This window comes from Rhodococcus sp. MEB041 (assembly GCF_030208955.1).
GTDB lineage: Bacteria > Actinomycetota > Actinomycetes > Mycobacteriales > Mycobacteriaceae > Rhodococcoides.
Window position 1 is genome coordinate 779,247 of the sequence record NZ_JARVSZ010000002.1, and the last position, 22,788, is coordinate 802,034.

Here is a 22,788-nt window from a genome sequence, read left to right on the forward strand (position 1 = left end):
CGCACCGGCGCCGTGTCCGAATACCCGGATAGAGTCGGGGGTGCCAGGACGCTGCGCCCGAGACCCGACCGCATCCCGACCGACTGCCTGCGGACACCGTCCGCCGCCCCGAACACCGGAGGAAACTCTGTCCGCCGCACCGCACAGCCCCGCCGCCCACCGACCGCTCGACGTGGAGTCCGCCGCGGACGACCGTGATCAGTGGCCGCTGGGGACGTTCGTCGATGCGGTCGAGACGTCCCTGCGCGATTTCGTCGCGACGCAACAGGCCACGGTCGACTCGGTCGGTCCCATTTACACCGACGCCGTGGCAGAGCTCACCTCCTTCGTCTTCCGCGGCGGCAAGCGGATCCGCCCCGCTTTCGCGTGGACGGGCTTCCTGGGTGCGGGCGGCGATCCGCACGCCGCCGAGGCCGACGCCGTCCTCGACGTGTGCTCCGCCCTCGAATTCGTTCAGGCGTGCGCGCTGGTGCACGACGACATCATCGACGCGTCCTCGACCCGTCGCGGATTCCCCACCGTCCACGTCACCTTCGCCGAACGGCACCGCGCGGCCGGGTGGCGCGGGAACTCGGACAAGTTCGGCGAGTCGGTCGCGATCCTGCTGGGCGACATCGCGCTCTGCTGGGCCGACGATCTCGTCCGCGCGGCGGCACTGGACTCCGCCACGTCGGCACGCCTCGCTCCGGTGTGGTCCGCGATGCGCACCGAGGTGCTCGGCGGACAGCTGCTCGACATCGCCGTGGAGGCCAGTGGAGACGATTCCGTCGAGGCCGCGCTCCAGATCGACCGCTACAAGACGGCGGCCTACACGGTGGAACGCCCTCTCCTCATCGGCGGCACGCTCGCCGGCGCCGGCCCCGACCTGCTGGAGGTCTACAGCACGTTCGGTGCGGACATCGGCATCGCCTTCCAGCTGCGGGACGACCTGCTGGGAGTGTTCGGGGATCCGTCCGTGACCGGCAAGCCGTCCGGCGACGATCTGCGTGAGGGCAAGCGGACGGTGCTCCTCGCCGCAGCCCTGGACGCGGCGGACGAACGCGATCCCGCCACCGCGGCTGCTCTGCGCGCGGGAATCGGCACGGACCTCTCCGAGGCTGCCGTCGACGACCTGCGTGCGCACATGATCGATCTCGGTGCCGTCGACGACGTCGAGCGCCGCATCACCACACTGACCGACAGCGCCCTGGCGGCGCTGAACGCGTCCGATGTCACCGAGGACGCCAAGAGGCGGCTCACGGCCATGGCCTACACCGCCACCAGGAGAACCTCATGACGCATGCCACCGTGTCCGGACCCACCGATCACGTGATCGTCGTGGGCGCCGGTCTGTCCGGCCTCGCCGCGGCGCTCCACCTCCGCGGCACCGGTCGCGAGGTCACCGTGATCGAGAAGTCCGACACCGTCGGCGGCCGGGTGGGTTCCGTCGCGGCGCCGGGCTACCGCATCGACACGGGCGCGAGCGTTCTCACGATGCCCGACCTGATCGATCAGGCGCTCGCCGCGGTGGGTGCGACCCGCGAGTCCACCACGCCTCCCCTGCGTCTGACACCGTTGCATCCGGCGTACCACACCCGTTTCGCCGACGGCACCACCATCGACGTCCACTCCGATCCCGAGCGGATGATCGCGGAGGTCGGCGAGAAGTGCGGGCCGGACGAGGCTCGGCGCTACCGCACGCTCCGCGCGTGGATCGGATCGATGTTCGACGCGGAGTTCGACCGCTACATCGACGACAACTTCGACTCACCGCTCGACCTCGTGGGCGAGCGCAGGGCGCGAGCGAACACGCTGACCCTGCTGCGTCTCGGGGGGTTCGGAAAACTCGGAAAGCGGATCGACAAGCTCATCGACGACCCGCGACTGCGCCGCATCTTCACCTTCCAGGCTCTCTACGCCGGTGTCGCGCCCGCCAAAGCTCTCGGGGTCTACTCCGCGATCTCGCACATGGACACGTCGTTGGGTGTGTCGTTCCCGGACGGCGGAATGCAGTCGATCGCGAACGCGATGGCCGACGCGTTCGTGAGTGCGGGCGGCACGCTGCTGCTCTCCACCGGCGTGGCCGCCATCGAGAAGGGCGGGACCCGCGCTCGCGCGGTGGTGACCGAGAACGGCGAGCGGCACACGTGCGACTCCCTGATCCTCACGCCGGATCTCCTGGTGACGGATCGCCTTCTCGCCACCGCCGGCATCACCGTGCGCCGCAAGATCCGGGCGTCACCGTCCTGTGTCGTGGTGCACGGCCGCGTGCCGGTGGACGTCACCGCGCGGTGGTCGTCCCGCTCGCACCACGTCATCGACTTCGGGCACAACTGGAACGAGACGTTCGAGGAGCTCACCGCCTCGCGCGGGCGCGGCACACTCATGTCGGACCCGTCGTTGCTCATCACCCGGACCTCGCTGACCGATCCGGCTCTGCGCGTCACGCACGACGGCGTCGAGCAGGAGCCCATCTCGATCCTCGCGCCCTGCCCCAATCTCGACAGCGCGCCGTTGGACTGGTCCGCCATCACCGACCCCTACGTGCGGGAGATCCTGCTCGAGATGGATCGCCGCGGTTACACCGGCGTGTCCGAGCACCTCGAGATCGACCACATCGACACGCCGGCCACCTGGCTCGCACAGGGGATGGTCGCGGGAACCCCGTTCTCGGCGTCGCACATCTTCCGCCAGACCGGCCCGTTCCGGCGCCGCAACCTGGTCAAGGGCATCGACAACGTCGTCCTCGCCGGGTGTGGGACCACCCCCGGAGTGGGTGTGCCGACGGTGTTGATCTCGGGTCGACTGGCCGCCGAACGCATCGATCCGTCCGTGCGTCGCTCGGCCCGTGTGGCCGTCTGACGGCGGGCCGGTTCGTCTTCCGGTCCGGAGCCTCTAAACTCACGTGAGTTCAGCCCGGCTTCCGCACGGTCGCCGGCATGTCGCGTCTTCCGGGGAGGAACATGACGACGTCCTCCCCACTCCGGGCCGCGGACGCCACCGACGAGTCGTCGTGGCGATCGACACGACGGTTCTTCGGGGGACGCGCCGGCCGCGCCACGTTGGTGGGTCTGGCCGGGTCCGCGCTCATCACTTTCGGCGGTTTCGGCTCGGGTGCCGTGCGCCGTCGTGACCCGCTGCTCGAGGCGATGCACCTGTCCTGGCTCCGCTTCGGGCACGGACTCGTGTTGTCGACCGTCATGGTGTGGATCGGCGTGCTGCTCATGATCGCCGCGTGGGTCCGTCTCGGACGCGCCACTCTCGGTCACCGGACCACGGTGCGGCAGCTGCGCTGGGTGGTGCCGCTCTGGATCGCGCCGCTCCTGCTCGCGGTCCCGATGTTCAGCCGCGACGCGTACTCCTACCTCGCACAGGGCGCCCTCCTCCGGGACGGGTTCGACCCGTACGCCGTCGGTCCCGTCGCCAATCCCGGTGTGCTGCTGGACAACGTGAGCAACGTCTGGACCACCACCACCGCGCCCTACGGCCCGCTGTTCCTCCTGCTGGGCGAGGGCATCACCTCGCTCACGGGCGACAACGTGATCGCCGGGACGATGCTCCTGCGCCTGACCATGCTGCCGGGGCTCGCCCTCACCATGTGGGCGGTCCCCCGCATCGCCCGACACTTCGGCGCGGATCCTGCCGTGGCCCTGTGGCTCGCCGTGCTCAATCCCCTGGTCCTGATCCACCTGATCGGCGGCGTCCACAACGAGATGCTCATGGTCGGTCTCATGACGGCCGGCATCGCCGCCGTCCTCGACCGGCACCACGTCGCCGGGATGGGGCTCGTCGCGGTCGCCGTGGCGATCAAGGCCACCGCGGGCATCGCGCTGCCCTTCCTGGTGTGGATCTGGATGCTCCACGAGCGCGACCGGCTCCGCACCGAGAACGAGGCGCGGGCCGAGCGTGGTGACCCGCCGCGACGCCAGCACGTCCTGATGGTGTTCGCGAAGACCGCGGGTATCGGTTTCGCCGTGTTCGTCGCGGTGTTCGTCGTCGCGTCCCTGGTGGCCGGCGTCGGCATCGGCTGGCTGACGGCGCTCTCGGGCTCGGCCAAGATCATCAACTGGCTCTCGCTGCCGACCATCCTCGCCCACCTGGTGACGGTCTTCACCGGGTGGTTCACGGGCGCTCGGCTCGGCCCCGTGCTTGAGGTGACCAGGATGCTGTGCGCGGTGGCTCTTGCCGCGATCCTGGCCACGGCGTGGTGGCGATCTCGCCACTCGGAGCGCGGCGCACTGCTGGGCATCCTCGTGTCGCTGGTGGCCATCGTGATCCTGTCCCCGGCCGCTCTCCCCTGGTACTACTCGTGGCCTCTCGCCGTCGCCGCGGGTCTCACCATGTCGGCGACCACTCTGACCGTGCTGGTGGGTCTCTCCGCCTGGCTCATGTTGGTGTTCCAGCCGGACGGGTCCATCGGTCTCTACACGTTCCCGCACGTCGTGCTGGCGACGTTCGCCGCAGTGGTCGCCGCGCTGTCGCTCCGGACGGTCGATCCCCTCCGCCTGCGGGCCGTCACACACCCGGAGCACGAGAACACGTTCGTCCCGGCCCCGCGCGTCCGCGCCGAGACCGCCCGCCCGGACCAGCCCCGTCCGGACCAGCCCAGCCAGGAGTTGACCGAGTGACCGATCTTCCCGAGGCCTACGCGTTGTGCCGGGACGTGGCGGCCGAACACGGCAAGACGTACTTCCTCGCCACCCGCCTGCTGCCGACCGACCGTCGGCCCGCGGTGCACGCGCTGTACGCGTTCGCACGCATGGTCGACGACATCATCGACGTCGACATGATCGCCGAGCGCGGCGACGACACGGCGGTCGCACTCGACCTGGCGCTGCTCACCCGCATCGAGGAGCGACTGAACGAGGGTCTCGCCTCGACCATCGCCCCGCCGACCTCGGTCCCGCCCGGACCCGACCGGCGCAACGAGCTGATCCTGGCGGCCCTGTTCGACACCGCACGTCGCTACGACATCCCGTCCGAGTACTTCACTGCCTTCATGACATCGATGCTGATGGACGTACCGCACTCGGCGATCTACAAGGATCGCTACGCCACCATGGACGAGTTGTCGACGTACATGTACGGCTCCGCCGCCGTGATCGGGCTGCAGATGCTCCCCGTCCTCGGCACCGTGTGTCCGGTCGAGGAAGCCCGCCCGACGGCGTCCGCTCTCGGCGAGGCCTTCCAGGTCACGAACTTCGTTCGCGACGCGGGCGAGGATCTCGCGCGCGACCGCATCTATCTGCCCGGCGACGTGCTCACCGCCTACGGCGTCGACGAGGACCTGCTGTGGTGGTGCCGCCGTACGGACTCCGTCGATCCGAGGGTCCGCCGCGCTCTGGCCGACATCATCGCCACCACCCGCGCGCTCTACCGCACCGCCGAGCCCGGCATCGCCCTGCTGGAACCGCGGGCGCGCGAGGGCATCCGGGTCGCGTTCGCGCTGTACCAGGACATCCTCGAGGCCGTGGAGAACGACGGGTACCGGTCGTTGTCCGTCCGCTCTCGCGTGGGCACTCCTCGGCGCGCTCGTGTCGCCGCGACCGCGGCCGGTCGAGGTCTTCTCGTCAGAGCGGGAGAACGGCTACCGCGGCCCGGGTCACGCGCCGCCTGATCCGATCGAGCGCTAGAAGGCCATGGCCTGGGCGCGGCGGATGATCTCGCGGGCGTGGTCGCCGCGCAGCACGTCGGCCGGCATGCCTGGCAGACTGTCGTCCGGGGTGAAGAGCCACCGCAGAATCGACGGGTGGTTGTAGCCGCCGTCGAGCAGAACCGCGATCGCACCGGCGAGGTACTTGATCGGCTCGCCGTCCTCGCCGACGAACTTCGCGGGGATCGAGACCACTCGATCGCGGCGCACCGCGATCAGCTTGTGCTCACGCACCATCTGGTAGAGCTTCGTCACGGGGACGCCCATGATCTCGGCGGCGTCGGGAATCGCGATCACGGCCTCGTCGGCAGGCAGGACGTCGTCGCAGTAGGGAATGGCACTCACGCGGTCAAAGGTAGTCACGGCCCGCCGCCAGGACAATTCGCCGACGCCCGCCTCCCGCGCCGTGTTCCCGCACACGTGACTGCTACCTCATGCGTCACACTGGCTACCATCGAATGATCGGCATCGATCGATGCGAGAACACGACAGGAGAGTGGACGCAGGTGACAACGTCAGGTCCGTCGCTGCTCGGCGCGCTGCTGGACCGTCGTTACCGCGTCGACGCGCCGATCGCCCGCGGCGGTATGTCCACGGTCTACCGGGGTCTCGACCTGCGTCTGGACCGGCCCGTGGCCATCAAGATCATGGATCCCCAGTTCGCCGCCGACCCCGAGTTCGTGCGTCGCTTCGAGTTCGAGGCGCGCGCGGTCGCCCGGCTCAGCCACCCGGGTCTGGTCGCCGTCCACGATCACGGTCGCGACGGTCAGCACGCCTTCCTGGTCATGGAACTGGTCGAGGGCGGCACGCTGCGCGAGTTGCTCCGCGAACGCGGTCCCATGCCCCCGCACGCCGTCGCCGCCGTTCTCCAACCCGTACTCGACGGACTCGCGGTCGCGCACCGCGGTGGCCTCGTGCACCGAGACGTCAAACCGGAGAACGTGCTGATCTCCGACGCGGGCGAGGTCAAGATCGCCGACTTCGGTCTGGTGCGCGCCGTGGCCGCGTCGACGACGACGTCCAACAGCGTCATCCTCGGCACTGCCGCCTACCTCTCCCCCGAACAGGTGACCACCGGATCGGCCGACGCGCGCAGCGACGTGTACTCGGCGGGCATCCTGCTCTTCGAACTGCTGACCGGACGCACGCCGTTCCAGGGAGACACCTCCCTCTCGATCGCGTACCAGCGCATCGAGAACGACGTTCCGCCGCCGAGCTCGGTGATCGCAGGGGTGCCGCCCCACTTCGACGCACTGGTGCGCGACGCGACGGCGCGGCGGCCCGAGGAGCGGTTCCGCGACGCCGGCACGATGGGCGACGCGGTGCGCTCGGTCACCAGGACCCTCGCTCTGCCCCACTACCGGGTGCCGTCCCCGTCGCGGTCGGCCGAGCATCTGAGCGCCGAGACGCTGAACGCTCCGCGCCCCTACGCTCCGCAGGCTCCGCGTACTCCGGAGACGGAGATCGTGTCGGTCCCCGCGGACGACTTCTCCGCCGCCTCCGACCGCGGGCAGCCGTCCACCGGCGGCGTTCAGCACACGCGGATGGTGACCACCGCGACTCCCCGCGGCGCCGACGAACCGCGGTCCACCGCCGCCGAGCCGGTGGACCGGAAAGCCTTCGCGTTCCCGGACTTCGACGCGGACAAGCGCAGGTCGCGTCGAGTCGCACTCACGTGGCTCGCGATCGTCGTGATCGTGGCGGTCCTGCTCGGCACCGTCGGCTGGTGGGCCGGGTCCGGCCGCTTCACCGCGGTGCCGGCCATCGACGGGCTCGACCGATCCACCGCCGTCTCCGCCATCGAGGCGGCCGATCTCTCGGCGACCGTCGAGGGCCGCTACACCGACAGCGATCCCGTGGACCGATTACTCGGAACCGATCCTCCCGCAGGGTCACGGATCGCCCGGGGCGAGACCGTGACCCTTCTCGTTTCTCAGGGCAGGCCCACCGTTCCGGCCCTCGGGAACGCGGACTCGACCACGGTGGAGGCGGCACTGCGGGAGCGGACGTTCGTCCCCGTGGACGGCGGTGACGCCTTCAGCAGCGCCGCACCCGTCGGTGCGGTCGCCGCACTCGACCCCGCGCCCGGGACGGTCCTGCCGGTGGGCAGCGAGGTCCGGGTGGTGACCAGCAAGGGCGCTCCCCCCGTCGACGTTCCCGACGTCCGGGGCGAGACGGAGCAGCAGGCGCGCGCAGAACTCGATCGGGTCGGCATCACCGTGGCGACGGTGGACTCCGTCTTCGACGAGGACGTCGACGGTGGCCGTGTCATCGGGACCGACCCGGCGAGCGGCACGTCCGTGACCGCGGGATCGACCGTCACGCTGCGGGTGTCGACGGCCGTGGAGGTGCCCTCGATGCTCGGACGTACCGTCGGCTCGGCGCGGTCGGAACTCGAACGCCTGGGGCTCACCGTGGTGGTGCGCCAGGTCGCGCAGACGGATCGCTCGCTCGTCATCGCCCAGTCGCCCGGTCAGGGCGACCGAGTGCAGAAGGGCAGCACGGTCACTCTGACCGCGCTGCCCTGAGTTCTGCTCCGGCGATCAGCCGCGCAGCATCTCCGCGACGAGGAAGGCCAGCTCGAGGGACTGCTGCGTGTTCAGTCGCGGGTCGCAGGCCGTCTCGTACCGTCCGGACAGATCGAGGTCCGAGATGTCCTGGGCGCCGCCGAGGCACTCGGTGACGTTCTCACCGGTGAGCTCGACGTGGATGCCACCCGGGTGCGTCCCGAGCTCGTTGTGCACCTCGAAGAAGCCCTGGACCTCGTCGACGATGCGGTCGAAGTGGCGCGTCTTGTAGCCGGTGGACGCCTCGTGCGTGTTGCCGTGCATGGGGTCGCACTGCCAGATGACCTGGTGACCGGTGGCCTGCACCTTCTCGATGATGGGCGGCAGCAGGTCCCGAACCTTGCCGTTGCCCATGCGCGAGATCAGCGTCAACCGGCCGGGCTTGTTGGTCGGGTCGAGCCGCTCGACGTACTCGACGGCCATCTCGGGCGTCGTGCTGGGACCGATCTTCAGTCCGATGGGGTTGGAGACCAGCTCGGCGAACGCGATGTGCGCGCCGTCCAGCTGCCGCGTGCGGTCGCCGATCCACAGGAAGTGTGCCGACAGGTCGTAGAGCTTGGCGTGCTCGTCGTCGTTGTCCAGACGCAGCATCGCGCGCTCGTAATCGAGCACGAGCGCCTCGTGAGAGGCGTAGATGGTGGCCTGGTGCAGGTTCGGATCCGTGACGCCGCACGCGTCCATGAACTTGAGACCGTTGTCGATCTCGGAGGCGAGCTGCTCGTACCGGGCACCGGCCGGCGAGTTCTGCACGAACTCGCGGTTCCAGTCGTGCACCTTGTGCAGGTCGGCCATGCCGGCGCCGGTGAGCGCGCGCACCAGGTTCATCGCGGCGCTGGCGTTGGCGTAGGCGCGGACCAGGCGCGACGGGTCGTGCTGGCGGACGGCGTCGTCGGCCACGAGGGAGTTCACCATGTCGCCGCGGTAGGACTTCAGGCCCAGGGCGTCCACGTCGGAAGAGCGGGGCTTGGCGTACTGGCCGGCGATGCGCGCGACCTTCACCACGGGCATCGACGCGCCGTAGGTGAGCACGACGGCCATCTGCAGCAGCGTGCGGATGTTGCCCTTGATGTGGGGCTCGGTGTTGTCGACGAAGGTCTCGGCGCAGTCACCGCCCTGCAGCAGGAACGCCTCGCCGCGGGCGACGGACGCGAGCTTCTCCGACAGCGCCTCGACCTCGCTGGCGACCGTGATGGGCGGCACGCTCTCGAGGACCTTGCGCATGGCCTCCGCCTGATCGGCGGGCCAGCTGGGCTGCTGCGCCGCCGGCTTGGCCAGCGCCACGTCGAGTTGCTCGCGCATCGACTCGGGCAGCGGGGGAAGCTCGGGCAAGCGTTCGATCGGAACGTCGACAGTCCAGTTCACGCGTACAGAGTAGTCGCCCGCTCCGACGGCCGGGACCAGCGGTGTGTCACTCCCGACCGGACCACGCTCTCGCGGCCTCGACGGCCCGGAACTTCGCGAGATTGTGCCGGGCATCGGCGAGCGCGTCGTGCGAGTCGTCCGGCACCGGCGGCAGCGCGGGCGACCCGTGCTCCTCCCAGTACTGCTTCAACTCCCGCGTGTACCGCGGCATGATCCGCGGGAGCGCCGTCATCGAACCCCACAGCTGGCACAGCGCGACGTGGTCGTACGCCGCCACCCAGGCCCACATCTCGACGGTCGGTCCGACGGTGCCGTGCGGCGCCGACACGAACTCGAGGATGTCGTCGCGGATGCGGCTGCGCGAGCGCCAGAGCGGCGACGAGAACGGCGGGAGCTTCGGCAGGACGTTGCGGCGGACCCAGGTGCCCGCGCGCTCGGGATCGAACTCCGTGGACACGGCGTAATATTCACGCCCGTCCTCCGCCACGATCCCGATGGACACCAGATCGATCGTGCGGCCGTCCTCGATGAACTCGCAGTCGTAGAAATAACGCACGTCTGCGAGCCTAGGTCACCGAAAGGATCCACCCCGACCATGACGTGGACTCTGCCGTCCGCCCCTCCCTACACCGGGCCGGGGGCGTCGCTGCCCCGACCGGTCGCCGTGATCGCGAAGGTCGCGGTGTGCGTCGGGCTCGTGGCGGGCATCGCGTTCAACGTGGTCGGTCTGCCCCCGCTGCGGGAGTGGGGTGCGATCTACCGGCTCGACCTCGACGTGTACCGCATCGGTGGCCGGGCTCTGCTCGACGGCGTGAATCTCTACGGAGTCCTGCCGCGCACCTCGGTGAACATCCCGCTGCCGTTCACCTATCCCCCGATGGCCGCGGTGTCCTTCGCGCCGATGGCGGTCCTCCCGCTGCCGGCGGCCTCCTTGATCATGACGGCGATGACGATGATCCTGCTCGCCGTCACGGTGGCGGTGTGCCTGCGCTCTCTGGTGCACCTGTCGGCCGGGACGACGGCGTGGGTCACGGGCGGCATCACCGCGATCGCGTTCGCGCTCGAACCGGTGTGGTCCACCCTCGACTACGGGCAGATCAACGTCGTGTTGATGTGCCTCGTCGTCCTCGACGTCCTGCTGAAGCGCACCCCGTGGCCGCGCGGTCTGCTCATCGGCTTCGTCACGGCCATCAAGCTCACGCCGGCGGTGTTCGTCCTCTACTTCCTGCTGCGCAAGCAGTACCGGGCGGCCGTGGTCACCGGCCTGTCGTTCCTCGGGTTCACGGCACTCGGATTCGTCGCGACGTTCCGCGACTCGGTGCAGTACTGGACCGAGGTGCTGCTCGACTCCGACCGCATCGGCGGGCCGGGGTACATCTCGAACCAGTCCCTCACCGGGATGCTCGCGCGGCTGGGTCTCGCGGACGGCCCGCGGACGATCGTCTGGATGGTGTGCAGCGCCGTCGTGGGGCTGGTGGCCCTCGTCGCGATGCGACGCGCTCTGGCGGCACACGAGTACCTGCTGGCCCTGTGCGTCAATGCCGCTCTGGGCCTGCTGGTCTCACCGGTGTCGTGGTCGCATCACTGGGTGTGGACGGTGCCGATGCTGATGGTCCTGGTGCACGTCGGCGTGACGCGGCGCGCCCCCGCACTGGTGGCCCTCGCCGTGATCGGCGCAGTGCTGCTGCACTATCCGTCGCACTGGCGCCTCGCGCCCGGACGCTGGAACGGCCTGGGCTGGCCCCTGTGGGACCAGATCCAGGCCTCGTCCTACGTGTGGTGGGGACTGGTGTTCGTGATCGCGGTGGCGGCGGTGCCGCTGCGCGATCGACGCAGTCCCGAACGCCCCGGGGTGACCGCCGAGGCGGTCTGACTCAGCCCGCGCGGGTGTCGGGGATGCGCGCGGCCTCGGTCGACGGAGCCGGATCCACCACGGGGGCGGGCGTCTTCTTCATGCTCGCCGCGTACACGTCGACGTACTGCTGACCACTGAGCTTCATGAGCTCGTACATCACCTCGTCGGTGACGGCGCGCTCGACGAACCGGTTGCCGGCCATGCCCTCGTACCGCGAGAAGTCCAGTGGCTTACCGAACTTCACGCCGAGCTTGGTGGGGCGCGGAATCCGCGAGCCGATGGGATTCATCTTCGCGGTGCCGATCATCGCGACCGGAATCACCGGGACGCCGCTCTCGAGAGCCAGACGCGCCATACCCGTCTTACCCTTGTAGAGCCGATCGTCCGGCGAGCGCGTGCCCTCCGGGTAGATACCCAGCACCTTGTTCTTCGCCAGCACGCGCAGTCCCGCGTCGAGCGCGTCCTGCGCGGCGGAGGCACCGGTGCGATCGATCGGGACCTGTCCCGCCGACGAGAAGAACCACTTCTGGAAGCGGCCCTTGAGGCCCTTGCCGGTGAAGTACTCGCTCTTCGCGAGGAACGTGATGCGACGCGGCACGACCAGGCACGCGTAGAACGAATCGAACACCGCCTGGTGGTTGCTGGCGAGAATCACCGGCCCGTCGTCGGGGATGTTCTCCAGGCCCTCCACGCGAGGACGGCCCATCACCTGCAACACCGGCCCGAGAAGGACGTACTTGAATATCCAGTACCACATGCCCGACATGCCTTTCTCGAAGTACCCGCGACCCGCACCGCGATGCCCGCGGCCCGCTCGGACATCTCGTGGGCGTAACTGTACCGGGGCTTTATGACACCAGCCACAGTTCGAGCGTCAGCTCGGACACATCTCACACCGCCGTCATCACCCGGCCATCGGCCGGACACGAATCCCTCCGCCGAACCGGTCAGGCGCGTGCCGCGCCCACCTCGACGCGCGCCAGCTCGGCCGCGCCGATCATGCCCGCGGCCTCCCCCAACTGGGTTCCGCGTATCCGGGCGAGGGGCCGGTGGCCGGCGCCCGTGATCTGCGCGGCGTAGTGCTCACGGGCGGTGTCCAGGAACAGCGCGGACGACGTGGCGACGCCGCCGGCGATGACCATGCGGTCGGGGTCGTAGACGTCCGACACCAGCGCCAGACCGATGCCGAGCCACCGTGCGAACTCGGACATCGTCTCGATGGCCACCAGGTCACCGTCCTGCGCGGCGTTGGCGATGCGTCGACCGGTGAGGGATCCGGGATCGAGGAAGGCCTCACGCGCGAGCACCGTCGATCCCCGCGGGTTGGCGGCGAGGAGCTCGATCGCCGTGTCCACCAACGCGGTCCCGCTGCAGTAGCGCTCCCAGCAGCCGCGCTTGCCGCACGCGCACTGACGCCCGTCGGGAACCACCTGCAGGTGGCCGAGTTCCGGCGCGATGCCGTAGCTGCCGCGGTAGAGCTTGCCGTCGATGAGGAGTGCGGCGCCGATGCCGGTGCCGATCGCGATCATGACGACGTTCCCACCGCCCGCGGCCGCACCGAAGCGGTGTTCCGCCCACGCGGCGGCGTTGGCGTCGTGCTCGAGGATGACCGGGATGCCGAGGCGTTCCGTCATCTCCCGCGCGACCGGGCGGTTCACCCACGGCAGGTGGGGGGCGAAGCGCACGACGGTGCGGTCGGAGTTGATGAACCCGGCGACGGCGAGACCGACGGCCGCGATGTCGTGGCGGCTCGCGAGTTCGCGCACGGCCCGGTCGATGCCGTTCTCGAGTGCGCGGGAGGACTGCGGCGTGGGCGCCTGGGTGGAGTCGAGCACCTGACCGTCGACGTCGACCACCGACGCGCGGATGCTGGTGCCGCCCACGTCGATGCCGATGGTCAGAGGCCGGCTGGACCGGGACTGGGCGCTCACGTCTGCGGCATCCTCACGTGGTGGCGGGCGACCGGTGTCACCGGTCGCGATCGGGTCTGCGTGCCGGGTCGGGTTCACGCGTCCTGGTCACCGTAATCGGCTGATAGCTCGCGGGGCGAACGACGGGTGGCGCAGCGCCCTCCGGCGCGTCGGCTCGTTCCGCGTCGCCGGGCGTGTGTCGCCCCGAACCGTGGGTCTGCAGGAAGTCCCGGAGCACGTCGATCAGACCGTCCATCTCACCGGTGACCAGCGTCAGCAGATCGTGGCGTTCCCCGCGCAGGGCAGCGGCGAGAGCGCAGAACGGGCACCAGGAGCAGCCCTGCCACTCGAGCGCCTCCTCGGTGTCGAGGCGGCGCAGCACCGGCTCGACCCGGTCGATGAGCAACTCGGCCAGCACCCGGAGCTCGGCCGCCAGGTCCCGCCGGCCCTCATCCATCGCCGGACTCCCCCGGTACGTCCGCCTTCTGCAGGTTCTCCGGCCACAACGCCGGGTCGGGGGCGAAGGTCACGGACAGCACGCCGTCGTCGACGCCGGCACCGGTGACCACGCACCGACGCAGCACAGACGCCAACCGCAGTCGTCGTCGACTGCCCTGCGCACTCACGATCACGTCGTCCTCCACCCGACCCACCGCCACCGAGTCCGTGTCGACGAACGGCAGCGGGACGTCCATCACGTACACCGAGTCCAGGCCCTGCCCGGACTCGTGCCGCACCCGCGGCGACAGCGCGGGCAGCGCGCCGCCGTGTCCGGCCGCCACCTGCCCGTTCAGGTCGGCCGCGACGGCCCCCAGAGCAGTCGACCCTACCGGCTCGGTGGGCTGGGCCGACACGACGTCGACGCGGAGATCGCCCACAGCGCCGCGGAACTCCGCCAGCGCCGCGCGATGCTCCGCGTGCGCCCGGTCCATCCAGAACACGCCGGGATGCGTGCCCAGCACGGACGACGGCGCCCCGGCCCCGAGGTCCGGGATCACCCCCACGGCCACCACACGATCGACGCGGACGCCGTGGAAACTGGTGACGGCTACCAGCTCTCGCGCCGTTGCGAAGGACCGCGCGGTCGGACGCGAGACGACGACCGCAGAGGTCCGTCCGTCGTCCTCGAGCACGGCGGTGACCGACGTCGCCGCCGCCACGACACGATCGACGAGCTCCACCAGGACGGCCGCGCGGACGTCCTGGCCCGTCGAGGCCACGACGCGGGCATGACGTGGCCAGATGCGTTCGACGTACCCCGCGACAGCTCCGGGGGTCGCGACGATCTCCCGCCAGGACATCGGTCCGGGGCAGTCGACGATCACGTCGTCCCACTCGCCGCTGTCGGCGACGCGCACCACCTCGAGCAGCGCGGTGAGCGGCTCGGCGCCCGGCAGCGACGTCAGCTCCTCGGGATCCGGCAGCGTCGGACCGGCGCCGTGGTCGTGGCGTCCGGCCATCGCCAGAGCCGTGGTCAGCAGGCGGTACTGCGATTCGAGAACGGCCGAGGGGTCGATGCGCAGCACCTCGACTGCGACGTCGGACACCAGGTCCGACGGATCCGCGCCGTCGACGGACGCGAGAAGCACACGCCGACCGGCGCGGTGTGCGTCGACGGCCAGGGCCGCGGCGACGGTGGACTTGCCCGCACCGCCGGCTCCGACGACGAACGTGATCCGCGCGGCGGTCTCGGGAACGCGATCGCTCAGCCTTCGACTCGCTTCTTCAATTCCTTCAACGCGGTGTCGGTGATGACCTTCTCCGCCTTGCGCTTGAACAAGCCGATCATGGGAATGGCGAGATCGACCGTCAGTTCGTAGGTCACCTCGGTGCTTCCGGCACCTTTCTCGGTGAGCACGTAGGACCCGACCTGGGACTTCTGCATCTCCCCCGCGACGAGCGTCCACGACACCGCGGTGCCGTCCGGCCGCCAGTCGTACTCGAGCTCGTAGGTGTCCTTGACCATGCCCGCGTCGAGCACGAACCGGACCCGGCGAGCCCGGCCGGACTCCCCCTCCTCGAGGATCTCGACCGACTTGGCCGCGGTGACCCATTCCGGATACCTGGGGAAATCGGCGATGACCGCCATCACCTCGTCCGGCGCCGCTCCGACGACGATCGATTTCGTGGTCTTGTCTGCCATGGAACTCGTTCCCTCCGCGCCGCGTGCCGTCACCTGATCGGCGTCCGTGTACCCACATGATCGACCGTCCGGTGGCACCGCCCGAACGGCGGGGTCGGTTCCTGTCGCCGCGAGTACCCGCGAGTCAGGACCGAAGCCCCGGGACCGGCGGTTCTCCCGCCGCCCGCCCGGCCTCGAGGAGCGCCTTGATCTCGAACGACATCTGCTTGCCCAGTACTCGTCGGCGGTGGGTGGACGGTTCCTGCACTCCGTCGGTCGGCTCCGCGTGCAGGAAGTAGTGGAGTACGACGCCGTCGAGCATCGGCTCGAGCCACACCTCCATGGTTCCCCGGAGCTGTCCCGCGACGACCCATCGGACACCCTTCTCGGCCCGGTCCTCCTGGACCGTGACGGTGAGACCCGGGAACCAGGCCCGCCATCGACGGGTGTCCGACACGAGCGCCGCGACGTCCTCGGCCCGCGCCGCGACGAACGTCTGGTCGGCGACCTGCACACTGCTCATGCGGACCAGAATCCCACGTGCCCTCGTCGACGGCGTCGACGACCTCGGTCGACGAGCACGTGCCGGTGACATCCGGGGAATGGACAGGATTACTGTGAAGCCTCGTCCGAAACCGCTACGACATCGGAGGAATCCGTGCGCGAGTTCACCGTCCCGGCACCATTCACCATCGAGGACGACGCGTCGGTGGTCGACGCCGTGTTCGCGCACGAGAAGACTCGGCCCGACGTCGTGGTGTACCGCCGCGCCACCCGCGACGGGTGGTCGGACGTCCGCGCAGCGGACTTCGCGGCCCAGGTTCGCGCAGTGGCCAAGGGGCTCATCGCATCCGGCGTCAAGCAGGGCGACCGGGTCGCCCTCATGTCGTCGACCCGCTACGAGTGGCCCCTGCTCGACTACGCGATCTGGTCCGCCGGCGCCGTCACCGTTCCGGTGTACGAGACGTCGTCGTCGGACCAGGTGCGGTGGATCCTCGAGAACTCGGGCGCCGCCGCGATGATCGCCGAGACGGTGGCCCACACGAACATCCTCACCGACATCCTTCCCGTGCTGCCGGGTGTCGCGACGGTACTGCAGATCGACGCCTCCGCCGAGCGGCCCGGCGCCATCGACGTCCTCACCGACGCCGGTGCCCAAATCACCGACGCGACGGTGGCCGACCGCGTCGCGGCGCTGCGCTCCTCGGACCCGGCGACGCTCGTCTTCACCTCCGGCACCACGGGACGGCCGAAGGGCTGCGTGCTCACGCACTCCAACCTGATCGCCGAGTCCCGCGGTATCGCCGCCAGTTCCATCGGCCGCATGCTCACCGAGGGACGCACCACCCTGATGTTCCTGCCGATGGCCCACGTGCTGGCACGTGCGGTGTCCATCGCCGCCTTCGACCAGGGCGCGACACTCGGGCACACCCACGACATCCCGCACCTCGTCGACAACTTCGGCTCGTTCCGACCGCACTTCATCCTCAGCGTCCCGCGCGTGTTCGAGAAGGTGTACAACACCGCGCGTCAGAAGGCTCACGGCGACGGCAAGGGCAAGATCTTCGACGCGGCCGCCGACACCGCCGTCGCCTACAGCGCGGCGCGGGACACCGGTGGCCCGTCGATCGTGCTGCGCGCCAAGCACGCTGTGTTCGACCGTCTGGTCTACGGCAAGCTTCGCGCAGCGCTCGGTGGGCAGTGCGAACTCGCCATCTCGGGCGGCGCCCCGCTGGGTGAGCGCCTCGCGCACTTCTACCGCGGCATCGGTGTGACCATCTACGAGGGTTACGGCCTGACCGAGACCACCGCCGCGGCAGCGGTGAACACGCCGGACGAACAGCGCATCGGCACTGTCGGAAAGCCGTTGCCGGGCAACGCCGTCCGCATCGCCGACGACGGGGAGATCCTGCTCAAGGGCGGCGTGGTCTTCGAGGGCTACTGGAAGAACGACGACGCCACCGCCGAGGCGCTGACCGACGGGTGGTTCCACACCGGCGATCTCGGCGCCGTGGACGAGGACGGCTTCATCGCCATCACCGGGCGCAAGAAGGAGATCATCGTGACGGCGGGTGGCAAGAACGTCTCACCCGCCGGCCTCGAGGACTCGCTGCGGGCCAGCGCGCTCATCGGTCAGGCCATGGTCGTCGGTGACCAGAAGCCGTTCATCGGCGCGCTCATCACCATCGACCCCGACGCGTTCCCCGGCTGGAAGCAGCGCAACGGCAAGGACGAGGGCGCCACCGTCGCCGACCTGACGAAGGATCCCGACCTCGTCGCGGAGATCGACGCTGCCGTGGCCGAAGCCAACAAGACGGTCTCGCACGCGGAGTCCATCAAGAAGTACCGGATCCTGCCGGCGGACTTCACCGAAGAGGGCGGCGAGCTGACCCCGACGATGAAGCTCAAGCGCGCCGTCGTCCAGAAGTCCTACGCGAGCGACATCGAGGCCATCTACAGCAAGTGAGCCAGTCGGGCGGCGAGGTCGTCCCACCGCCACTCGGTGGAGACGAACTCGCGTCCCGCGGCCCCCATCGCCGCGGCGCGGTCACGATCGGACAGCACGTCCACGACGGCGCGCCGGACGTCGTCGACCGAGGTGCCGTCGACGGTTGTGCCGGTGACGCCCTCGACGACGGTCTCCGGCGCTCCACCCGACCGGCCCGCGACCACCGGCACGCCGGACGCGGACGCTTCGAGGAACACGATGCCCAGGCCCTCGACGTCCAGACCGGCACCGCGGGTGCGACACGGCATGGCGAACACGTCGGCGAGGGTGTGGTGTGCCGCCAGTTCCTCGGCCGGCACCGACCCCGTGAACACGACGTGATCCGCCACCCCGCACGACTGCGCCAGAGCCCGCAGGGTGTCGCCGTACGGACCGCCGCCGACGACGACCAACACGGCCCCGTCGATCTCCGCGCGAATCCCCGGTAGCGCCCGGATCAGCATGTCCTGTCCCTTGCGCGGCACCAACCGCGACAGGCACAGGACGGTCGGCCGATCACCCAGGCCGTAGCGCGCGCGCAGTGTCTCCCGTGCCGACGTGTCGGGCGCGAACACGGTCGAGTCGACCCCCGGCGGCACGTGTTCGAGGGCCGCGTCCGCCCCGAAGGCCGCGGCGAATCGGCCCCGCGTGTAACGGCTGACGAAGGTGACGACGTCCGCCGTCGAGCCGATACGACCGAGCACCTGCCGCGCCGCCGGCAGCATCGACCAGCCCACCTCGTGACCGTGGGTGGAGGCCACGACGCGCTCGGCTCCGGCACGGCGCAGGTGCGGTCCGAGCACGGCGAGCGGAGCAGCGGCCCCGAACCACACCGTGTCGCACTGTCGGTCGGCCACCAGCCTGGCCGCCCGACGGGCAACGGCCGGTGTCGGAAGCATCAACGTCGTCGGGTGCCGCACCACCTCGAAGGGCTGCTCCGCGTCGAACCGCACGTGGGAGTCGCCACGCCACCGCGGTGCGTAGACCACCAGTTCGTCCGCGGGCAACAGCTGGGCGAAGGTGTGCAGATACGACTGGATGCCGCCGCGCCGCGGAGGAAAGTCATTGGTCACCAGCAGCGTTCGACGCATGGGACCACCGTAGACGGAGACCGCCGTCAGCTCTGCCCGGCGGCCTGTTCCGCCACCCACTGCCCCCACTGCGCGAGGAAGTCGACGGTGCCGAAGCCCAGCGTGGCCGAGAAGACCGAGTCGGTCACGGTGGGATCGGTCGGTCCGGCCGCGAAACGGTCGTACAGCTGCCGGAGCACCGGCTCCCCGAACCGGTCGGCGACGAACGAGGCCACCGACCAGGCGGACTCGTACGCGATCGATCCGCGACTGCCACCCGCGGCGAAGTCCGAGTCCTCCGGGAGGACCCTGGGCGGTCCCGCCGCGCGGACCACGGCCGCGAGGGTGGGCGCGATCTCGTCGAAGGACAGTCCCGAGCCTCGATAGCCCGAGTAGTCGGCGAAACCCTCGAGCATCCACAGGGGCGCGTCCTCCCCGGTGACCGCGCGCATGGCCACGTGGGTGAGCTCGTGGCGCAGCACGGTGCGGCGGGTCGAGTCGGTGAGCCGGTCCGGCGCAGTCGGGCCGAAGACGATGCGCTGGCCGGTGACCAGGCCCCCGCGGACCGGATCCGCGATCGTCGAGGCCGCGACATCGGTGGACGTGAATCCGTCTGCCGCACTGATGAACTCGGCATCGGAACCGGTGACCGTCAGGACCGCGCGGCGAGACCATCCGAGCCCGGCGAACTCGGTCACGGCCGCCACCGCGGAGGGCAGCTCCGCCGCGAGGTCGTCGATGAAGGCGCGCTGCGCCTCGTGACCCACGACGAGCGACGTGGTCGACCCGGTGGCGACTCGCTCCGTGACCACCGGCCCGAAGTCCCACGGGCCACGCCACGTGGTGCGCCCGTACTGCGGCAGGTCGGCATCGGAGACCAGACGCCACGTGTCGCCCCGACGAGCGACGACGAGTGCGATGTCGCGACTCGTGGAACCGATGTCGGCGTCGGCCCAGGCGTAGCGCAGTGCGACGTTCGGCGCCCACACCTCGGTGGCCGCGAGTGCATCCGCCCGATCGACCGGCACCGGAGTCTCCGGACCCGGAGTGATCTCGTAGCCGAAGTCGGACAGCGGCAGACCGCGCAGCGCCTGCGCGCGGGCGATCTCGCGATCAGCGAATCCCGGGTCAGCGTCGGAGTCGATCAACTCGCGCAGCGCGGCCTCGTCGTCGGAGCGGAGTGCGGCCGTCCATGAGTCGAGCAGTGCCGTGACACCGACGGTGCGGGCGTCCGGGCCCGCAGTCGTCGTGGGCGTCTGCTCGTCGGGTGCCGACGGCGAACACGCCACCAGAAGGGAGAGAACCAGGCCCAGCGCCGCCAGGGCGCGGACCGTCAGTAGCGGCGAGCGCCGTAGAAGGGCCACGATGCCATCGACTCGACACGAACGGGAACACCGAAGGTCGATGCATGGACCACGTTGCCGTTACCGGCGTAGAGACCCACGTGCGATGCGTCGGGATAGAACAGGACCACGTCGCCGGGCTGGAGGTTCGCCTTGTCGACGGGGGTGCCGCCGGCGGCCTGCGCCTGACTCGACCGCGGGAGAGTCTTACCGATCTGCTTGTAGGCCCACACCACGAGGCCCGAGCAGTCGTACCCGTCCGGGCCGGTCGCACCCCACACGTACGGCTTGCCGATCTGCGTGAACGCGGCCGACAGTGCTCCGGCCTGCGATCCCGGCGGGAGGGCGCCGAGGATGGCGGAGGGATCGAAGCCCGGCGGGAACGCGGCGCCGGCCAGCCCCTGCTTCTCCGTGTCGGACAGCGAACCGAACGCGGCGACGACATCGGCTATCTCGCTCTGCAGACGGCTCTGCTTGCCCTGCAGGTCGTCGCTGACAGCCTTCGCCTGCTCCGTGGCCACCCGGGCCGCGTCGGCGGACTGCTGTGACGCCGCCTCGGCTGCCGCTGCGGCGTCGCTGGCCTCCCGGAAGGTGCCGACGGTGGCGGCCGCGTCGGTGGAGATGATGTCGAGAGCGGACATCTGGTCGAGCAACTGCTGCGGGGAATCACTGACCATGACCGCGAAGAGCCGGTTCGTCCGAGCGCCCTGGTAGTTGGCACGGGCGATCTTGTCGACGGCGGGCCGCACCGTGTCGATCTGCGCCGTGGCCGCGTCGAGGGCGGCACGGTCGGCGTCGTGTCGAGCGTCCGCCTCCTGCTGGGCGGCGAGCTTCGCGTCGAGCTCGATCTGGGCGTTGTGCATCGCCTCGGTGGTCTGCTCGGACTCGCGCGAGAGATCGGTGAGCTTCGTGACCGCCTCGGAGGCGGACGCGCCGGGAACCGGGTCGGCGCCGGCGGGACCGGCGGGGAGGACGGCGATCGCCGCTGTCATCGCACTCGCGATCACCAGTCCACGCAGTCTCGTACGAGAAGTGGGACGAACGTGGGGGTGGACCGATGACGGCACGATGAACGGTTCTCCGATCTGGACGAGTCCGGGTCGCTCGGCGGCGCGGATGATGGCCGAGGACGTCACGGAAAGATTACGACGCGAACGATGATTCTGTCCACGAAGCCCGAGAACCCGTCGAAAACGGCGGATTCACCGACTGACGCCGCACAGAACCGACCGGGCGATCGGTTTAGTGCGGCGTCAGGGTGTCGAGCGAAGGTGTCGCTGCGTCAGGCGTAGCGACGTGCGCCGTCGAAGGGCATCGACGACAGCGGAGCGATCTTGACGGGCTGGCTCTCGGTGGACGCGTGGACGACGTTGCCGTTGCCCACGTACATGCCGGAGTGCGAGCCGCCGTAGAAGGACACGACGTCGCCGGGCTTCAGATCCGCCTGCGAGACGGGCACGCCGGCCGCGGCCTGGTCGTAGCTCGTGCGGGGAAGCTCGATACCGGCCTGCTGGTACGCCCACTTCATGAGACCGGAGCAGTCGAACGCACTGGGGCCTGCGGCTCCGTAGACGTACGGTGCGCCGACCTTGCTCTCGGCTGCCTGCACGGCGACCTGCGCGGCGCTGGACTGCGGTGCGGCCGGGCCGGGAAGCGCGGGGACCTGCGGCATGGGGGGAAGCTGGCTCAGGATCTGGTCCGGGACCTCGAAGGTGCCGATACCGGGGATCTCCACCGGTGCCGCGAAGGCGGGGGCGGCGGGGATGGCGACAGCGCCTGCGGTGAGCGCGCCGGCGACGAGAACGTTGCGGACCGGCCGCGAGGCAGTGCTGGGTTTGCGGTGTTTCGCCACGAAAAGATGTGCTCCGTTTCTTCCTGATATCCGCCGACCGAGTTAGCTGACGGGTTCGGGCTGGGAAGATCAGCCCTACCCGACGAGCCGCTGGTGCGACTGCGACGGGATTCACCCCGGTGTAACGGTGGGTTCCCGGTACGACCACCCGGAAGAGGCGGCCGATTAGGCGGTGACCTTGCGGCGCAGTCCCTGGTGGCTCTGCTCGACTCCGCAATGTCTCGGAAAGATTACGAAACGGCATCCCCGATGTCGAGCCCAGCCGACTCGTGTCGCGAAACGATCACGGTCCGACTCACCCCGCGGCGTGCTCCGGCCCCGCAGCGGGTCGGTCGTGGCCGGTCTCCTGCGGTGAGGGAATTTCTCTGCCTACCAACCGCAACCGGGGCACCAACCCGCTTTCCGCCAGAACGGCCATCGCCTCCTGTTCGTCCTGCTCGAGACGCATTCTGCGCGTGGCGAAGGGGGTGTCACGCGGGCCGCCGGCCGACGCCGCGGGCATGCCCGGCACCCCCAGCAACACCGAGACGACACAGTCCGAACACGCGTCTCCGCGCACGGTGCACTCGCCGCAATCGACAATCATG

21 protein-coding genes and 1 riboswitch are annotated in these 22,788 nt (G+C 69.9%); of the genes, 7 read left to right on the forward strand and 14 right to left on the reverse strand.

The annotated features are described in order from the left end of the window. Nucleotides 1-172 precede the first annotated feature (172 nt). From QRN16_RS07655 to QRN16_RS07670, 4 genes are all read left to right on the forward strand, one after another. Nucleotides 173-1,276, forward strand: a complete 1,104-nt coding sequence (locus tag QRN16_RS07655) for a polyprenyl synthetase family protein (protein ID WP_197027790.1) — start codon at nt 173-175, stop codon at nt 1,274-1,276. After that, nucleotides 1,273-2,841 carry a phytoene desaturase family protein gene (gene crtI, locus QRN16_RS07660; RefSeq protein WP_285185469.1) on the forward strand — a complete coding sequence of 523 codons (1,569 nt, stop codon included), beginning with the start codon at nt 1,273-1,275 and terminating at the stop codon, nt 2,839-2,841. Before QRN16_RS07655 ends, crtI begins: the two co-directional genes overlap by 4 nt. A gap of 101 nt (nt 2,842-2,942) precedes the next feature. Beyond that, nucleotides 2,943-4,607 carry an alpha-(1->6)-mannopyranosyltransferase A gene (locus QRN16_RS07665; protein ID WP_285185471.1) on the forward strand — a complete coding sequence of 555 codons (1,665 nt, stop codon included), beginning with the start codon at nt 2,943-2,945 and terminating at the stop codon, nt 4,605-4,607. Further along, the gene (locus tag QRN16_RS07670) at nt 4,604-5,596 is read left to right on the forward strand and encodes a phytoene/squalene synthase family protein (protein ID WP_285185473.1); all 993 of its coding nucleotides are present in this window, start codon (nt 4,604-4,606) and stop codon (nt 5,594-5,596) included. The genes QRN16_RS07665 and QRN16_RS07670 overlap by 4 nt, the downstream gene beginning before the upstream one ends. Nucleotides 5,597-5,608: 12 nt before the next feature. Here the strand turns inward: QRN16_RS07670 and QRN16_RS07675 are convergent, their stop codons facing one another. Continuing rightward, nucleotides 5,609-5,977 (reverse strand): Rv2175c family DNA-binding protein, encoded by a 369-nt coding sequence (locus QRN16_RS07675; RefSeq protein ID WP_027505833.1) that lies wholly within the window; start codon nt 5,975-5,977, stop codon nt 5,609-5,611. Between the two features lie 161 nt (nt 5,978-6,138). Here QRN16_RS07675 and pknB point away from each other — a divergent pair, with 161 nt between their 5' ends. Then, nucleotides 6,139-8,160 carry a Stk1 family PASTA domain-containing Ser/Thr kinase gene (gene pknB, locus QRN16_RS07680; protein WP_285185476.1) on the forward strand — a complete coding sequence of 674 codons (2,022 nt, stop codon included), beginning with the start codon at nt 6,139-6,141 and terminating at the stop codon, nt 8,158-8,160. A gap of 15 nt (nt 8,161-8,175) precedes the next feature. Here the strand turns inward: pknB and QRN16_RS07685 are convergent, their stop codons facing one another. Together QRN16_RS07685 and QRN16_RS07690 are read right to left on the reverse strand one after the other, a co-directional pair. Next, complete coding sequence (locus QRN16_RS07685) at nt 8,176-9,561, reverse strand: class II 3-deoxy-7-phosphoheptulonate synthase (RefSeq protein ID WP_027505831.1); 1,386 nt, start codon at nt 9,559-9,561, stop codon at nt 8,176-8,178. A 46-nt stretch (nt 9,562-9,607) separates the two neighbouring features. Next, nucleotides 9,608-10,117 carry a polyadenylate-specific 3'-exoribonuclease AS gene (locus tag QRN16_RS07690; protein WP_027505830.1) on the reverse strand — a complete coding sequence of 170 codons (510 nt, stop codon included), beginning with the start codon at nt 10,115-10,117 and terminating at the stop codon, nt 9,608-9,610. A gap of 39 nt (nt 10,118-10,156) precedes the next feature. On the opposite strand from QRN16_RS07690, the gene QRN16_RS07695 reads away from it, so the two are divergent. Then, entirely contained in the window at nt 10,157-11,434 is a 1,278-nt protein-coding gene (locus QRN16_RS07695; protein ID WP_222630563.1) for a glycosyltransferase 87 family protein, read from the forward strand. A 1-nt stretch (nt 11,435) separates the two neighbouring features. Here QRN16_RS07695 and QRN16_RS07700 read toward each other — a convergent pair whose 3' ends face one another. The 6 genes from QRN16_RS07700 to QRN16_RS07725 all read right to left on the reverse strand — a co-directional run bounded on the left by QRN16_RS07700 (nt 11,436) and on the right by QRN16_RS07725 (nt 15,971). Further along, complete coding sequence (locus QRN16_RS07700) at nt 11,436-12,173, reverse strand: lysophospholipid acyltransferase family protein (RefSeq protein WP_027505828.1); 738 nt, start codon at nt 12,171-12,173, stop codon at nt 11,436-11,438. Nucleotides 12,174-12,363: 190 nt separating this feature from the next. After that, nucleotides 12,364-13,347, reverse strand: coding sequence for an ROK family protein (locus tag QRN16_RS07705; RefSeq protein WP_027505827.1), 984 nt, complete (start codon nt 13,345-13,347; stop codon nt 12,364-12,366). Nucleotides 13,348-13,384: 37 nt separating this feature from the next. Continuing rightward, complete coding sequence (locus tag QRN16_RS07710; protein WP_285185482.1) at nt 13,385-13,783, reverse strand: hypothetical protein; 399 nt, start codon at nt 13,781-13,783, stop codon at nt 13,385-13,387. Continuing rightward, complete coding sequence (locus tag QRN16_RS07715) at nt 13,776-15,056, reverse strand: ArsA family ATPase (RefSeq protein ID WP_285186086.1); 1,281 nt, start codon at nt 15,054-15,056, stop codon at nt 13,776-13,778. Before QRN16_RS07715 ends, QRN16_RS07710 begins: the two co-directional genes overlap by 8 nt. Further along, nucleotides 15,032-15,469 (reverse strand): SRPBCC family protein, encoded by a 438-nt coding sequence (locus QRN16_RS07720; protein ID WP_027505826.1) that lies wholly within the window; start codon nt 15,467-15,469, stop codon nt 15,032-15,034. The genes QRN16_RS07715 and QRN16_RS07720 overlap by 25 nt, the downstream gene beginning before the upstream one ends. Nucleotides 15,470-15,593: 124 nt before the next feature. Next, nucleotides 15,594-15,971, reverse strand: coding sequence for a polyketide cyclase / dehydrase and lipid transport (locus QRN16_RS07725; RefSeq protein WP_222630538.1), 378 nt, complete (start codon nt 15,969-15,971; stop codon nt 15,594-15,596). A 135-nt stretch (nt 15,972-16,106) separates the two neighbouring features. Here QRN16_RS07725 and QRN16_RS07730 point away from each other — a divergent pair, with 135 nt between their 5' ends. Then, nucleotides 16,107-17,915 carry an AMP-dependent synthetase/ligase gene (locus QRN16_RS07730; RefSeq protein WP_285185486.1) on the forward strand — a complete coding sequence of 603 codons (1,809 nt, stop codon included), beginning with the start codon at nt 16,107-16,109 and terminating at the stop codon, nt 17,913-17,915. Here the strand turns inward: QRN16_RS07730 and QRN16_RS07735 are convergent. The 5 genes from QRN16_RS07735 to QRN16_RS07755 form a co-directional block, all read right to left on the reverse strand. After that, the gene (locus QRN16_RS07735) at nt 17,903-19,027 is read right to left on the reverse strand and encodes a glycosyltransferase family 4 protein (protein WP_222649282.1); all 1,125 of its coding nucleotides are present in this window, start codon (nt 19,025-19,027) and stop codon (nt 17,903-17,905) included. The genes QRN16_RS07730 and QRN16_RS07735 overlap by 13 nt on opposite strands. Before the next feature lie 26 nt (nt 19,028-19,053). Next, nucleotides 19,054-20,370 carry a hypothetical protein gene (locus QRN16_RS07740; RefSeq protein WP_235578979.1) on the reverse strand — a complete coding sequence of 439 codons (1,317 nt, stop codon included), beginning with the start codon at nt 20,368-20,370 and terminating at the stop codon, nt 19,054-19,056. Beyond that, nucleotides 20,340-21,341: a C40 family peptidase gene (locus QRN16_RS07745; protein WP_081821287.1), complete on the reverse strand. Its 1,002-nt coding sequence runs from the start codon at nt 21,339-21,341 to the stop codon at nt 20,340-20,342. Before QRN16_RS07745 ends, QRN16_RS07740 begins: the two co-directional genes overlap by 31 nt. Before the next feature lie 290 nt (nt 21,342-21,631). Then, nucleotides 21,632-22,201: a C40 family peptidase gene (locus QRN16_RS07750; protein WP_027505820.1), complete on the reverse strand. Its 570-nt coding sequence runs from the start codon at nt 22,199-22,201 to the stop codon at nt 21,632-21,634. A 16-nt stretch (nt 22,202-22,217) separates the two neighbouring features. Next, nucleotides 22,218-22,383, reverse strand: a riboswitch (cyclic di-AMP (ydaO/yuaA leader). A 113-nt stretch (nt 22,384-22,496) separates the two neighbouring features. Continuing rightward, the gene (locus QRN16_RS07755) at nt 22,497-22,787 is read right to left on the reverse strand and encodes a hypothetical protein (protein WP_261769350.1); all 291 of its coding nucleotides are present in this window, start codon (nt 22,785-22,787) and stop codon (nt 22,497-22,499) included. Nucleotide 22,788 lies beyond the last annotated feature (1 nt).

Coding starts and splice junctions, on each gene's coding strand:
- crtI (WP_285185469.1), top strand. CDS start 1,273: ATGACGCATGCCACCGTGTCCGGACCCACCGATCACGTGATCGTCGTG.
- QRN16_RS07720 (WP_027505826.1), bottom strand. CDS start 15,469: ATGGCAGACAAGACCACGAAATCGATCGTCGTCGGAGCGGCGCCGGAC.
- QRN16_RS07725 (WP_222630538.1), bottom strand. CDS start 15,971: ATGAGCAGTGTGCAGGTCGCCGACCAGACGTTCGTCGCGGCGCGGGCC.
- QRN16_RS07735 (WP_222649282.1), bottom strand. CDS start 19,027: ATGCGTCGAACGCTGCTGGTGACCAATGACTTTCCTCCGCGGCGCGGC.
- QRN16_RS07700 (WP_027505828.1), bottom strand. CDS start 12,173: ATGTGGTACTGGATATTCAAGTACGTCCTTCTCGGGCCGGTGTTGCAG.
- QRN16_RS07745 (WP_081821287.1), bottom strand. CDS start 21,341: ATGACAGCGGCGATCGCCGTCCTCCCCGCCGGTCCCGCCGGCGCCGAC.
- QRN16_RS07695 (WP_222630563.1), top strand. CDS start 10,157: ATGACGTGGACTCTGCCGTCCGCCCCTCCCTACACCGGGCCGGGGGCG.
- QRN16_RS07710 (WP_285185482.1), bottom strand. CDS start 13,783: ATGGATGAGGGCCGGCGGGACCTGGCGGCCGAGCTCCGGGTGCTGGCC.
- QRN16_RS07755 (WP_261769350.1), bottom strand. CDS start 22,787: ATGATTGTCGATTGCGGCGAGTGCACCGTGCGCGGAGACGCGTGTTCG.
- QRN16_RS07665 (WP_285185471.1), top strand. CDS start 2,943: ATGACGACGTCCTCCCCACTCCGGGCCGCGGACGCCACCGACGAGTCG.